The organism is Sporosarcina aquimarina (assembly GCF_019748715.1).
Taxonomy (GTDB): domain Bacteria; phylum Bacillota; class Bacilli; order Bacillales_A; family Planococcaceae; genus Sporosarcina; species Sporosarcina newyorkensis.
This window is the reverse complement of record NZ_JACLBZ010000029.1, coordinates 88,819-103,281: the sequence shown is the minus strand read 5'-3', so window position 1 is coordinate 103,281 and position 14,463 is coordinate 88,819. Positions and strand designations below refer to the sequence as shown.

At 41.9% G+C, this 14,463-nt stretch carries 12 protein-coding genes; 6 read left to right on the top strand and 6 right to left on the bottom strand.

The features are described 5' to 3' along the window. Nucleotides 1–69: 69 nt before the first annotated feature. The 4 genes from H7J92_RS13745 to H7J92_RS13730 all read right to left on the bottom strand — a co-directional run bounded on the left by H7J92_RS13745 (nucleotide 70) and on the right by H7J92_RS13730 (nucleotide 5,814). Nucleotides 70–1,626, bottom strand: a complete 1,557-nt coding sequence (locus H7J92_RS13745; protein ID WP_221837481.1) for an ABC-F family ATP-binding cassette domain-containing protein — start codon at nucleotides 1,624–1,626, stop codon at nucleotides 70–72. A 168-nt stretch (nucleotides 1,627–1,794) separates the two neighbouring features. After that, nucleotides 1,795–2,259, bottom strand: coding sequence for a RidA family protein (locus tag H7J92_RS13740; RefSeq protein WP_040759991.1), 465 nt, complete (start codon nucleotides 2,257–2,259; stop codon nucleotides 1,795–1,797). A 106-nt stretch (nucleotides 2,260–2,365) separates the two neighbouring features. Further along, a complete protein-coding gene (locus H7J92_RS13735; RefSeq protein WP_040759993.1) occupies nucleotides 2,366–3,847 on the bottom strand; it encodes a BCCT family transporter in 1,482 nt (493 codons plus the stop codon). Nucleotides 3,848–4,191: 344 nt separating this feature from the next. Continuing rightward, nucleotides 4,192–5,814 carry an ABC transporter substrate-binding protein gene (locus H7J92_RS13730; RefSeq protein WP_221837479.1) on the bottom strand — a complete coding sequence of 541 codons (1,623 nt, stop codon included), beginning with the start codon at nucleotides 5,812–5,814 and terminating at the stop codon, nucleotides 4,192–4,194. A gap of 166 nt (nucleotides 5,815–5,980) precedes the next feature. Here H7J92_RS13730 and H7J92_RS13725 point away from each other — a divergent pair, with 166 nt between their 5' ends. The 5 genes from H7J92_RS13725 to H7J92_RS13705 are packed head-to-tail and all read left to right on the top strand — an operon-like array spanning nucleotide 5,981 to nucleotide 10,712. Beyond that, the gene (locus tag H7J92_RS13725; protein WP_009499255.1) at nucleotides 5,981–6,829 is read left to right on the top strand and encodes a MurR/RpiR family transcriptional regulator; all 849 of its coding nucleotides are present in this window, start codon (nucleotides 5,981–5,983) and stop codon (nucleotides 6,827–6,829) included. 16 nt (nucleotides 6,830–6,845) lie between these two features. Then, on the top strand, nucleotides 6,846–7,994 hold the full coding sequence (locus tag H7J92_RS13720; RefSeq protein ID WP_040759995.1) for an amidohydrolase: 1,149 nt from the start codon (nucleotides 6,846–6,848) through the stop codon (nucleotides 7,992–7,994). Beyond that, nucleotides 7,991–8,809, top strand: a complete 819-nt coding sequence (locus H7J92_RS13715) for a GNAT family N-acetyltransferase (RefSeq protein ID WP_009499257.1) — start codon at nucleotides 7,991–7,993, stop codon at nucleotides 8,807–8,809. Before H7J92_RS13720 ends, H7J92_RS13715 begins: the two co-directional genes overlap by 4 nt. After that, the gene (gene menC / locus H7J92_RS13710) at nucleotides 8,799–9,911 is read left to right on the top strand and encodes an o-succinylbenzoate synthase (protein WP_078818723.1); all 1,113 of its coding nucleotides are present in this window, start codon (nucleotides 8,799–8,801) and stop codon (nucleotides 9,909–9,911) included. The genes H7J92_RS13715 and menC overlap by 11 nt, the downstream gene beginning before the upstream one ends. A 39-nt stretch (nucleotides 9,912–9,950) precedes the next feature. After that, the gene (locus H7J92_RS13705; RefSeq protein ID WP_009499259.1) at nucleotides 9,951–10,712 is read left to right on the top strand and encodes a purine nucleoside phosphorylase YfiH/LACC1 family protein; all 762 of its coding nucleotides are present in this window, start codon (nucleotides 9,951–9,953) and stop codon (nucleotides 10,710–10,712) included. A 99-nt stretch (nucleotides 10,713–10,811) separates the two neighbouring features. Here the strand turns inward: H7J92_RS13705 and H7J92_RS13700 are convergent, their stop codons facing one another. Together H7J92_RS13700 and H7J92_RS13695 are read right to left on the bottom strand one after the other, a co-directional pair. Continuing rightward, nucleotides 10,812–12,806, bottom strand: a complete 1,995-nt coding sequence (locus H7J92_RS13700; protein ID WP_009499260.1) for a methyl-accepting chemotaxis protein — start codon at nucleotides 12,804–12,806, stop codon at nucleotides 10,812–10,814. Between the two features lie 227 nt (nucleotides 12,807–13,033). Then, nucleotides 13,034–13,369 carry a DUF378 domain-containing protein gene (locus H7J92_RS13695; protein WP_246602965.1) on the bottom strand — a complete coding sequence of 112 codons (336 nt, stop codon included), beginning with the start codon at nucleotides 13,367–13,369 and terminating at the stop codon, nucleotides 13,034–13,036. A gap of 183 nt (nucleotides 13,370–13,552) precedes the next feature. Here H7J92_RS13695 and H7J92_RS13690 point away from each other — a divergent pair, with 183 nt between their 5' ends. Beyond that, nucleotides 13,553–14,461 (top strand): patatin-like phospholipase family protein, encoded by a 909-nt coding sequence (locus H7J92_RS13690; RefSeq protein ID WP_221837473.1) that lies wholly within the window; start codon nucleotides 13,553–13,555, stop codon nucleotides 14,459–14,461. Nucleotides 14,462–14,463 lie beyond the last annotated feature (2 nt).

Here is a 14,463-nt window from a genome sequence, read left to right as displayed (position 1 = left end):
AAAAAACCCAACCAAGTAAACGGCTGGATTTTTTAACGTTTCACGTGGAACATTGTAGGATTTTGTCAATTAAAAAAATTTTGTCGTCCATGTTTCGCCATTCCACACGGTTGAAACAACATCTTCATAAAAATCGGGTTCATGTGAGATGAGTAAGATACTGCCCTTATATTCTTTCAATGCACGCTTCAACTCTTCTTTTGCATCAGCATCCAAGTGATTGGTCGGCTCATCCAGTACCAATAAATTTGTCTCCTGATTTACCAGCTTACATAGTCGTACTTTCGCACGTTCCCCTCCACTTAACACTTTCACTTTGCTCTCGATATGCTTCGTCGTCAATCCGACACGTGCTAAAGCAGCACGTACTTCATATTGTGCAAAGTGCGGAAACTCACTCCAAATTTCTTCCAGACATGTATTATCTGTCTCAGCTTTCATTTCCTGTTCAAAATAACCAATGGATAAATGTTCTCCCTGCTCTACTTTTCCTTGCAAAGCCGGAATTTCACCGAGAATACTTTTCAAAAGTGTTGTTTTCCCAATACCGTTCGCTCCTGCCAATGCAATTTTTTGTCCTCGTTCCATCGTCAGGTCGAGTGGTTTTGAAAGGGGCTCGTCATAACCAATTACGAGTCCAGTCGTTTCGAATAAATACTTACCTGGCGTCCGTGCCGTTTTGAAATCAAAATGCGGCTTCGGCTTTTCAGAGTCCAGTTCAATTACATCCATTTTATCCAGCTTCTTCTGACGGGACATCGCCATTCGGCTTGTCGCAGCATTTGCTTTATTACGTGCAACGAAATCTTTCAAATTGGCGATTTCTTTCTGTTGCTTCTTATACGCAGCTTCCACTTGCTGTTGTTTCATCTCATGCACGCGCAAAAACTCGTTATAATCGCCTGGGTAGCGATTAATTTTCTGATTTTGCATATGATAAATTAAATTGATGACACTGTTCAAAAATGGAATATCGTGCGAAATCAAAATAAATGCACCAGGGTATTCCTGTAAGTAGGTACGTAGCCACTCGATATGTTCTACGTCCAAGTAGTTCGTTGGCTCATCCAACAGCAAAATATCCGGCTTCTCAAGCAAAAGCTTCGCTAGCAATACTTTGGTCCGTTGTCCACCACTTAAGTCGTGTACGTCCCGATCCAGACCGAATTCATTCAAACCAAGACCGTTCGCCACTTCTTCCACTTTCGCATCGATCATATAAAATCCACTTTGCTCCAATGTGTCCTGAATCTGTCCCGTCTCTTCCAAAAGGCTTTCCAATTCATCCGGCTCTACTTCACCCATCTTAGCAAACAGTTCATTCATTTCAGTTTCCATATCGTATAAATACTGAAATGCCGTACGCAATACATCGCGAATCGACATTCCTTGTTTCAAAACGGCATGTTGATCCAAATATCCAATCCGTACACGTTTCGACCAATTCACTGTCCCTGCATCTGGCTCCAGCTTGTGCGTGATGATATTCATGAACGTAGATTTCCCTTCTCCGTTCGCACCTATCAATCCGATATGTTCCCCTGCCAACAAACGAAACGACACGTCATCGAAAATCGCCCGATCTCCAAATCCATGACTAATATTTTTCACTGTTAATAAACTCATGATGTACACCTATTCCTTTTTATTCATTGATATTCTAAAAAACAATTACTGTACAACAAGAACACTTGGACAGTAATGCGTTGATCATAGCTGTTTCTATTATTTTACCATCCTCGACTTCCAATTGCTTTAAAAACAAAAAACCAGCCTCATTATAGGCTGGCTCGATTATTCTTCTTCCACTTCCACAATAAGCTCAATTTCGACAGGAATATCAAACGGAAGCGTATTGACGCCGATCGCTGAGCGAGCATGCTCTCCTTTGTCGCCAAACACTTCGACAATAACATCTGATGCTCCGTTGATCACTTCCGGCTGCCGAATAAAATCATCAGTCGAATTAACAAAGCCTAAGATCTTCACAAAGCTTTTGATTTTATCCAATGAACCAAGCTCGGCCCGCAGATTGCTCATTAACTGAAGAGCCGTTTCTCGGGCTGCCTGATAGCCTTGCTCCATTGAAACATCATCGCCCAGTTTTCCTGTAATCATTGCTTTTCCTTCACGCATATAACCGGCACCTGATGTGTAAAGTGCACTTCCCAGACGGGCAGTCATCTGATAGTTCGCCATAGGCCGTGAAGCTGGTGGTAATTCAATTCCTAGTTCTTTGAGTTTTCCTTCGATGTTCATCTCTTGTCCTCCGATCCTAAAATATTGAATTGATCGTATCATGTAGCCTAGGAACCGTCAAAATCAATTCAAAAAGGAACATGTGACCATCCACATGTTCCTTCCATTATTTCATTTTGTACAATTCCTGATTCAAGGATTTGAATAAGGAGTAAATCATCAGCACGACGATGAACGAGAACGGCAAGGCCGCTATAATGATTGTATTTTGCAAAGCAGCGAGACCACCTACTGAAAGTAAGATCAATGCAATTGCAGATTGAATGATTCCCCAAATGACCTTCACAGAATTCGGCGGCGTCAATGAGCCATACGTTGACTGCATTCCGAGCACATATGTAGCAGAATCTGCTGATGTGATGAAGAAAGATGTCACAAGAAGAATGGCGAATAACGAGATCAAGAACGACAATGGTAGCTCGTTAAACATTTCAAACACAACTATCTCAATATCTAAAGATGCCAAGTCCACTGCGCCTGAATTCTGTATATCTACAGCTGTCGAACCGAACGCAGCAAACCAGATAAAACCGAAGAATGATGGAACGAGTAGCACACCCGCCATAAACTCACGGATTGTGCGTCCTTTTGAGACACGCGCAATGAACATACTGACGAATGGAGACCAAGAAATCCACCAAGCCCAGTAGAAAATTGTCCAACCGTCAAGCCACCCTCGATTTTCTCCATTCAACGGAGCTGTTCCCATACTCATTTCGATGAGATGAGTAAAATAGCCCCCAACTGAATCTGTGAACATATTCAAGATCAACAATGTCGGTCCTAAGATTAAAATAAACCCTAAAAGCGCGACAGCTAATATCAAATTCGTGTTGGATAGATATCGTATTCCTTTATTTAACCCTGACCACGCGGAGCCGATAAACAAAAACGTCACGACAGTTACAATGATAAATTGAGACTGTATACCGATCGAGAATCCGAATAAATAATTCAAACCTGCATTAATTTGAACTGCGCCAAAGCCGAGGGAGGTTGCTACGCCAAAAGCTGTTGCAAAAACAGCAAGAACATCAATTACTGTCCCCCAAGGACCTTTCATCTTCGCTCCAAAAATCGGCTTCAGTGTTGCTGAAATTAAACCAGGTTCACCTTTTCGAAACTGAGAATATGCTAAAGCCAATGCTACCATTCCATACAATGCCCAGATGTGAAGACCATAATGTAAAAATGTTTTTCGCATCGATTCTTTAAATGCGGCAGCTGTGAAAGGATCTTCAGTAGCCGGAACAGCGTAGTGGGATATAGGTTCTGCAGCACCGTAGAAAACCAAACCAATTCCCATGCCTGCAGAGAAAAGCATTGCAATCCATGTAATTGTAGAGAATTGCGGTCGATCCGAATCTTTTCCTAAACGAATCTTTCCATAAGGGCTGAATATCATAAAAATACTGAGTAACAAGAGTGCAGTCATGAGCAACATGTAATACCAACCAAACGATGATGCTACAAATGCTTTGCCGGAGTTTGTGATCTGCTCAAAATGTTCTGGATCAATTACACCATAGCCAACAGCCAAGATGATCAACCCTATTGTAATGTAAAAGACATTTGAAATTTTCTTCATGGTTCCCCCAATTAACATAGTTTGCATAGCAGTTGTACACTATACTCTCAATTAATTAAGAAATCAAATGAATATGTTGAAGTTTTTTATTTTATTAGTACGTGAGGAGCCCTAAACCCTTGCATGGCGGTCTATATTGTGTTTTTCTGAAATTTAAAATGAAAACTTCTTACATAGTAGTTTAAAAGGAATTTCCCGGTTATTCCCCAAATATTGACCAATTGGTTAGCCTTAGGTCTTTGATACTTGGAAGTCTTTTCTAGTTGTCTTTATTTATAGTACGAAGTGTTATTCAATAAAAAAGCCGGCAAGAGATTGGACTGTCATCTCTTGCCGACTTCTTCTTATTTGTCTAAATACATTACAGCATAATTATCGTTTTCCATTGGATGCGGCTCAAATCCTTTAACATAATCAGCAAATGCGATCGGCGGTGTAGTATGCGCCAATGGAACCCAAGGAGCGTCTAAGTGGAATCGTTCCTGTGCTTTCTTATACAATTCGATCCGTTCATCTTGGTCGAATGTGACACGTGCCTGTTCAATTAATTCTTGGAACTCTTCATTATCATAGAACGCTAAATTGTTCGCAGGGGTTTCCATATTCGTATTGCTCAGATTTGGGTAGAGGAAGTTGTCTGGGTCTGCCATAACACCAGTCCATCCATATAAAGCCATTGGATGCTGTCCGTCACCCGTCTTTTCCAAATATGTTGCCCACTCATAAGTGACAATTTTTGCTTTGATACCAATTTCCTCCAAATTGGCTTGGATTGCTTCAGCTGTTTTCATTGGTTGTGGGAGGTATGGACGAGGGTTGCTCATCGCCCAGATTTCTGTCTCGAACCCTTCAGGATAGCCAGCTTCTGCAAGCAATGCTTTCGCTGCCTTTACGTCAAATTTATAATCCTCTATTTCATCGTTATACCCCCATAAAGCAGGTGGCACCGGACTTTTTGCAACATCTGCAAATCCACTGTAGAACCCATCAACAAGTGCCTTCTTGTCAATCGCCATATTGATCGCTTGTCTCACTTTGACATCGTCAAATGGTGCTTTCTGCGTATTCATCACTATAAAGCCTTCATTGAAACTTGGTCGTTTGACGAGTTTTAATTTTCCGTCTTTTTCCACGGTTTTTGCGTCTTCCGGATTCATCCCATCAATGAAATCTGCTTCTCCGCTCAGCAAAACATTCAAACGGGCCGAGTTGTCCGGAACAACTGTAAAGATAATCTGATCCAGCAGCGGCTGATTTTCCACATAATAATTCTCATTCGCTTTGACGACAATTTTGTCATTGCGTGTCCAGCTATCAAACTGGAATGGTCCCGTACCTACCGGATTTTCATAAAATCGTTCGTTGTACTGTTCTATAGCTGTCGGGCTTGCAATACCAAACATCGGGATTGCCAAATAGCTGATAAATGGAGCGACCTTTTCCTTCAACTTGATTTCTACCGTATGTTCATCCACAGCCTTCACATAGTCGATTTTATGTTCTTCGTCTCCTTTAAATCCACCATACAAGAATGGATAGTACGGGAAATCTCCGATATGATATTCGTTTTCGGTATCCATCCAACGTTCAAAATTAAACACGACAGCATCGGCGTTAAAATCAGTGCCGTCATGGAAAGTTACACCCTTTTTAAGTGCAAGTGTCCATGTTAAGCCATCTTCACTCGTTTTATAGGATTCAGCCAATTTAGGCTGTAATTGCAAGTCTTTATCATACTCAAATAAAGTTTCAAAAATAGCGTGAGTCACTCGAATGGATTCTCCGTCTGTAATATTGATCGGATCTAATCCTACAGAGTCGGCACCTCTTGCATAGACCACCGTACCGCCTTCTTTTGAGCTCCCATTCCCTTTTGAAGCATCCGCCTCTTTTTCATTATCACTCGAACAAGCGCTTAAAATAAATAACCCTAAGATTACGCTCATTGCATACAAAAATCGCTTCATAAAAATTCCCCCTTCAGGTAACTGTCTTAGATGTTCTTTTTCTATTCTCAGTTAATTGGTTTGAAAAGTCAATGTACTTAGAAACTTTATTCACAGACTTTTGAAGTTTTACATGCAATGTGTTTTAATAGAGGAAGGATAAACTTCATGCGATTGTAGGTGACTTATGAGAACATTGCAGGAAACAATAAAAGTACATTACTCTTCTTTATCACCCGGTCAACAGAAAGTAGCTGCCTTCTATATAGAGCGACCCCAAGAAGCTGCATTGTTAACTGCTTTCCAGATCGGAAAGCAAGTGGGCGTCAGTGAAACGACAGTTATTCGCTTGGCTTATGCATTAGGATTTAGCGGTTATTCTGAATTACAACAAGCCCTTCGAAAAGATTGGCTTTTACCTAAACAAGACATTTCCGAAGTATTGCCTTCAAAAGATGGACAAACAAACGACAATCAACTCATTCGTCAAGTAATTCTAAGAGAGCAAGCCATTTTACAGAACCTGGCCGAGCAGATAAAAGTGGATGACGTTTGGGCAATGGCAGAGACGCTTATTCATTCAGATCGAATATATATTGGCGGTTTCGGCAGTTCATATGCTGCAGCCTACTGGTTATATTACGCACTGAAACAAATGCGAGGCAATGTTGTAATATCCAGTCCTACTGGATTTATGACGGAAGACATTTGTGACTTGACTACAAATTCAGCGGCTGTAATTTTCTCATTTCCCCGCTACCGTCAAGATACCGTGCAAGCCGCAACGATTGCGAAAGAGCAAGGAGCAAAGATAATCGGCATTACAGACCGAACACTATCCCCTATCGGTCAACTAGCGGATATGACATTTACGAGTTCGGAAAATGAGGTGACAGATGCTCATTCCATTGCCTCGATCATCAGTCTATTGGATATGCTTCTTGCAGGTATGCGAATACGTGACTGCGAACACATTGCCAAACGCCAACAACAGCTAGAGCATTTATATGCTGAACAACAATTATTTTCAGAATAGAATGGAGGATAACTCAATGAACAACCCAATTCAATTCATTTCAGATCATAAAGAACAACTTCTACAAACCTATCAAGAGTTGCATGCACTGGCAGAGCCTAGCTGGGAAGAGAAGAAAACTTCTCGCTATCTACAGGACAAACTTTCAGCTGCCGGCTTGCAAATCAAAACTTATCCAGATCACTATGGATTTATTGCAGAAATACCCGGTGAAAAAGAGAGCGTTATCGCGCTTCGTGCCGATATGGATGCGTTGGTTCAAGAAGTGGACGGCGTTGTAAAAGCCAATCATTCTTGCGGCCATGATGGACATAGCACAATGGCATTATATGCTGCGCTTGCGCTGCAGAATAGCAAAGCCACTTTACAACATACTATTCGATTCATCTTCCAGCCTGCTGAAGAAAAAGCTGAAGGAGCATTGCAGATGATGAAGGAGGGTGTCTTAGAAAATGTCTTGTTTTTAGGCGGTGTCCATGTAAGACCACACACGGAAGTACCTTATGGCAAATCGGCCCCTGTCATCTTGCACGGTTCATCTGCAACATTGACTGGCGTCATCACGGGGACACCCGCTCATGCAGCACGGCCAGAGGAAGGTAATAACCCAATTGAAGCGGCGAGTTTATTGATTCAAGCATTAAAACAAATTCGTCTGCAAGGCAATAAAAAGTACTCTATTAAAATGACGGAACTGCATGGCGGAGAGACGAGTAACTCCATCCCAGAAAGTGCTCGCTTCACGCTTGATGTACGTGCAGAAGCGAATGAAACGATGGTTGCTTTGCTGGCAAAGGCACAATATATTATCGAGAGCACCGCAAAGCTGACAGAGACGAACATTGCTTGCGAACAAATAGGCTACTCCCCGGCAGCTACCGAAAACTCAGTTGCCGTTCGAATGGCACAACATGCAATTGGTTCCGTATTGGGTCGCGAGAACGTTGCCGGCCCTTGTATTTCACAAGGAGCTGAAGACTTTCATTTTTACACATGGAAAACACCTCATATTCCAGCTACGATGATTGGATTAGGCTGCGATTTAAAGCCAGGACTACATCATCCGCAAATGACATTTAACACGGACGCTTTGGTTTATGGAACGAAAATACTGATTGAGCTGGTTATGAAGGCAGACCAAGAATTGGAGGAGAATATCCTGTGAAAAATCCAACCCTGACGATTCGAACAATCGATTCGCTTGAAGATCTACAAAAAGTTCATGCTCTTGAATCCATCGTTTGGAGTGTGGAAGACACCGTGCCAACCAGCCATACGATCGCTACCGTAAAGAACGGCGGGCTGATTTTGGGAGCATTTGATGAAGACCGACTAATTGGTTTTCAATATAGCTTCCCCGGTTTCGATGGCAAAAGTATCTATCTTTATTCACACAGTCTAGGCATTCATCCCGATTACCGCAGACTGGGTATTGGTGAACAATTGAAAGTGGCTCAAAAGAAAGTGGCACTCGAAAAAGGGTATGATCGTATCGTTTGGACATACGATCCACTTGAAACAGTCAATGCCAATCTGAATCTACATAAACTGCGTGCCGTAGTAGTGGATTATACAGAAAATGCGTACGGAGAAATGGAAGATGGAATGAACAATGGAATACCGACCGATCGTTTTACAGTGGAGTGGAATATTCGGGAACAGCCCACCGATTCTGCGCCTATCGATTTAGACAAAGTACATTCACTAGTTGAAACGAGTGTGGATAATGGTTTCTTGCATGCAGAGCATATGAATTGGCAAACCGACCATCAGAAATTAATCGTTCCAGTGCCTGCAAACTTCCAAGAACTCAAACAACATGATTTGACAGCAGCAATTATCTGGCGAGAAAAAACGAGAGAAATCTTTAAAGGTTGCTTGAGCAATGGCTGGATCGTGACCGATCTGCTTAAACATCCCGAAAACAATGAAGGCTACGTCTATATTTTAGAGAAAAGAGGAAATTATGATGGAAATTAAAACAGTTGTTTTGCGGTATATGAAAATGAAATTGCTTCACCCATTCAAGACGAGTGTCGGAGTGGAGCAGGACAAAGACTTTATTTTGGTGGAAGTGAAATCAGCAGATGGGCAATCCGGCTTCGGTGAATCAGTTGCTTCGATTTCCCCGCTGTTTCATGAAGAAACGGTCCAAACGAATTGGCATATGCTGAGTGATTATTTGATTCCGTTACTTTTGAAGTCAGATATTCAGCATCCTGACGATGTTACGAAGATGTTTGATCACTTCAGAGGGAACTATAACGCGAAGGCGGCAATTGAAGGTGCTGTTTGGGACTTATATGCAAAAAAACAGAATATGTCGCTAGCTACCGCTTTAGGTGGCACGAAAAAGCAAATCGAAGTAGGTGTCAGTGTAGGAATCCAAGAAACGGAAGCAAAATTGTTGAAGAAAGTAGAAGGCTATTTGGAGAGAGGCTTCAAACGTATCAAAGTCAAAGTGATGCCGGAAAGAGACTTGGATATTCTGCAGGCGATTCGCGGAGAATTTCCTGATATCCAGCTAATGGCGGACGCAAACTGTGCATATACGTTGGCGGATATTGAGCATTTGCGAAAATTTGATGAGTTTGGTCTGACAATGATCGAACAGCCCCTTGCACACGGCGACATTGTGGACCATGCACAATTGCAGGCCAATATCGAAACACCGATCTGTCTGGATGAAAGCATTCATTCCGCGGAAGACGTACGAAAATCGATTGAACTCGGTAGTACGAAGATCATCAACTTAAAAATTGGACGTGTGGGTGGATTAACGGAATCGAAGAAAATCCATGACTTATGTGTACAGCATAATATTCCGCTTTGGTGCGGTGGTATGCTCGAAGCAGGTGTCGGACGCGCTCACAATATCGCGATCACAAGCTTACCAGGCTTCACACTGCCGGGTGACACCGCTCCTTCCGCTCATTATTGGGATGAAGATATTATCTTACCGGAAGTCACCATGAATGACGGACTCATTGATGTGCCTACAACTCCAGGAATTGGATTTGATTTAAACTGGGACAAGGTAGAAGAGTGCATGGTGCATAGCCGGGTATTTCACAGGGGTTAAGGAACGAAATTGGCATATAGTAAGGCTGGAGGGATCTTCATGAAATCAAAAATATATATCCAGAATGAAAAACACCAAGCAGGCATGACAATGAAAGATTTCGAAAGTCCGGAAAGCAACAACATGGCACTTCATGCATGCAAATCTGCTAAAAGTGTGCTCTACAACCGAGAGCGATTAGCCAGCTTTCTACAGTCCAGTCCTGCAAATTTCGTTTTTGCCAATCAAACACACAGCGCAAACTTTCATCATGTGACTGAAAACGATCGGGGTAAAGGTGCGCTACGTCAAGATACCGCCATAGCGGACACAGATGCGCTGTATACATTTGAACCGAACATTGTATTATGCAGCTTGACCGCAGATTGTGTTCCTGTGATTTTTTATAGCGAAGACAATCCACTGATCGGTGTCATTCATTCGGGTTGGCAAGGGACCGTGAAGGAAATCACGCTGAAACTATTCCAGCACTTGCAGCAAACGGAACAGTGCAACCTCAATCATGTGCATGTACAAATGGGCGCGGCGCTTAGTCAGAGGAAGTTTGAAGTCGATGAAGACGTCTATACAAAATTCCACGATCTTGGCTATGCAGACGAATGGATTGAATACAATGAAGTGACAAATAAATTTCATATCGACAACCAGCTAACGGTGAAAAAGCAATGCGAATTGGCCGGTATTCCTCCTGGCAATATTTCGATTGACCGCATGTGTACGTTTCAAAGTACGGACGGCTTTTCTTATCGTGAAGATAAACAAGCGGGCCGACATTTGAGCTTTATCCGGAGAACAAAATAAAAAGGCTATCCCAAAAAGTTGTTTCATCTTTTTGGGATAGCCACTAATTTAGTTTTCTACTATTTTTAACATGTTGTATTTTTATAAATTACTAAAAGATTAGATCTTAAATTGTTGTACTACTTTACTGAGCTCTTCACTGAGTTCTGTTAATTTTACCGCGGAGTCCGTGACGGATTGAGTAGCCCGTAGCTGCTCTTCTGTCGATGCACTCACTTCTTCGCACGCTGCTGCCGTTTCCTGTGAAGTCGCCGCCATCATTTGGATGGTCTGAGCCACTTGCTCTTTATACGTTGTCACGCTTTGTACTTGGCTATAAATATCATCAATGGACTCTTGCATATCGCTCATCAAGTGTGAAATATCTTTAAATGTTGTTTCGGTCTCTTCCACAACACTGCTTTGACGATGAAAATTATCCATAGTTTCTTGCATTTGAGTCGTGACCATTCGCGACTCTTCTTGTAGTTCTAAAACTGTGACTTTCACTTCGTCCGTAGAGCGTGCAGATTGCTCTGCTAATTTGCGCACCTCTTCAGCCACAACAGCGAAACCTTTTCCATGCTCCCCTGCACGGGCAGCTTCAATACTCGCATTTAACGCCAACAGATTGGTCTGAGAAGAAATATCGGTAATCGTCTCCATAACACTGCCGATCGCTTTCACCTTATTCCCTAAGTTCCCAATCACACTGAACATGGATTTTAAATCATTTTCCCAATCGGCAAATGAACCTTGCATCTGTTTCATCTGTTCAGACCCATTTGTGTTCATCACACCTGCTTGCTGCGCCATTTCCGTCATTCGGCGAGAACGGCTTGCAATTTCATTGATTTGTTCGCCAAGTGAGTCTGCCTGTACCGTAACGTCTTCCGAATCCTCTGCAGACTTTGCCGCCCCTTTTGCAATTTCATTAACTGCATGTGCCACTTCTGAACTGGAAGCACTCGTTTCTTCTGCTACCGCGCTCATACTCTCTGAATTCATTCGTACGTCTGCCGCGGATTGATTGACAACTGTAATGATCGTATCCATATGCCCTATCATTGTGTTGAATGAATTCCCTAGTTCACCAAATTCATCCTTCGATTGATTGTTGGAACGGACAGTTAAATCACCTTGCGCGACAGATGCCATGAGATCTTTCAGTGTATCTACCGGCTTTAAGGTTTTTGACATTAAGGCATATAGGAAAGCGGCTAAAATGACCAATGTGATAAGTGTGATACTAATCATGGATGTTCTTAGCTTATTGGCCATCAGGTTAATTTCCTTCTTATCATAGACTGCACTGATTTTCCAGCCTAAATCAGGGAGTGTGGAATAGACCATCACATGATCGTTACCTTCCACCTCGTAGTGGATAACGTCCGACTCTTTATTTTTTGCATACATTTCAGCAATATATGGATGCTCCATAAGACTTTCACCTTGAAGAGTGGGATGTGAAATGGCTGTACCGGTTTTGTCTAGCATAATAGGATAGCCATGAAAGCCCAGCTCTGTTTCCTCTAACTCTGAAGTAAAGGTAGACAGATCCAATGTTATACCGATTACTCCCGCAATTTGACCATCTAACTCGACTGCTTTTGCTCCAGTGATGGCCAATTCATTCGTTCCCGCGTCTATGTATGGATCTGTCCAAAATACTGAATCAGGATTTTCTGCTGCCCCTTTATACCAGCCCCTGCTAGTGGGATCAAAGCCCTCTTCCATTTCAACGAACGGAACGTGAAGCATATTCTTGTCAGGTGTCGCATAATAAATGAATGTGGTTTTGTCATGAACTTCTAAAAAGTCTAGTAGAATTTGATTGAGTGGTTGCTGCACATCCACTTCCGATTCGCCTGTCGCACTTTTATAATCTCTAAAATCCGAAGAACTTGCTAATTGGCTTAGGCCCTTTTCAAATTGCTCTATGTACTTTCCTGTCGAACGACTTAGTTCATGAACAATTGCTTCGCTTGCCTCGACATTGTTCTCAAAAGAATTTTTTTGTACTGCATTACTGCTGAACGCTGTCATAATTGCAGCCCCTAAGAAAAACAAAACAATTGAACTGCTGATGATTTTCGTCTTTATCGACCTTTTCATAATCCATTCTCCCTGTCTGTATATAGTACTTCCCCACTAGTTTATCGTCTAAAGTATCCGTAAGTTTAGTTTCTTTAAAACATTTTTAATAATTTTAAACCTAGTATCGAATAAAAATAATCCCCTCCACATTAAGTAGAGAGGATTTCTGACATCTTGTGTTATTCTATTCGAATTCTTTAATATTTATTTGCTCGATTTCTTACCGGTCTTCCATCAATCATTCACTATTTATCCTCATCCTCAATTGTTATGTCTCTTTCATTGTCTCTTCTCATTGCCGTAAAGTCTGGTTCATCACCGAATTCAGCGTTATAGTTCACATTTCTAAATGCTTCACGGTTTTCACTGTATTCACCTTCTATCTCTTCATCCGGCTTGAATAAAAGAGCGATCGCTGCCAATCCACTAAGCCCTACAATTGCATAGATAATCTTTGCAAGTATTGTGTTTTGCCCCCCAAATATAGTTGCCACTAAATCAAAACCGAAAAACCCTATTAATCCCCAGTTAAGAGCTCCGATAATGACCAATGCCAATGCAACCCGCATAACCATACTCATACCTAACACCTCCTTCAGTAAATCCATAATCGAATTCAATACAGAACTGTAAAGATTCCTTCTTATAGTTCACTAAAAGAGATTTTTCATGCATATTTTTATACACATAGACCGTTAACAGGTTCTATTTCTGTTGTCTGGACTCTACAGTAGAAGAAGACTACAAATGAAAGTAGGGACGACATGCGAATTGATGGAGTTTTTTCAGGAGGCGGATTGAAAGGATTTGCATTAGTAGGTGCCGTTCAAGAATTGGAGAAACAAGGCTATCGTTTTAGAAACTTGGCGGGAACGAGTGCTGGGGCAATTTTAGCAAGCTTTTTGGCTGCAGGATATACAGCAAATGAGATAGAGAAAATGTTAGCGGAAGAAGATTTTCAATCATTGCTTGATCCACGAAAAACCTTGCTGCCATTTCCTTTCATGAAATGGGTTTCGCTTTATTGGAGAATGGGTCTTTATCAAGGAAAAGCACTAGAGGATTGGTTTTTTGACAAGCTCGCAAGAAAAGGTTGCTATGCATTTGGCGATCTGCCGAAAGGCTCGTTGAAACTGGTGGCATCTGATTTAACGAACGGAAAAATGATGCTGTTGCCTGATGACTTAGAGCAATATGGCTATGATCCCGATAAATTTTCTATTGCGAAAGCATTGCGTATGAGTTGCGGAATTCCCTATTTCTTTGAACCCGTCCGTCTGGATGCACCAAAGGGAGCAGTAGTTGTAGACGGTGGCGTGCTGAGTAATTTTCCAATGTGGATTTTTGATGACGATACACGCCATCCATTGATTGGATTGAAATTAAGCCGCCGCCAAGAGGAAACATCCGGTCGTCCCATTCACAATGCATTGCAATTATTCGAAGCATTGTTTTCCACGATGAAAAATGCGCATGATGAAAAATATATTTCTCGAGAACACGAAAAAAACATCGTCTTTATTCCCGTGGATGATTACAGTGCAACGCAATTTGATCTGACCGAAGAACAAATGGAGGAATTGCTCAATATTGGACGAAACCGAACCAAGCAATTTTTACGCACTTGGTCTCCAACACGTTTACAGGTCGTCAGAAAACAAAATGTCATCTAAAT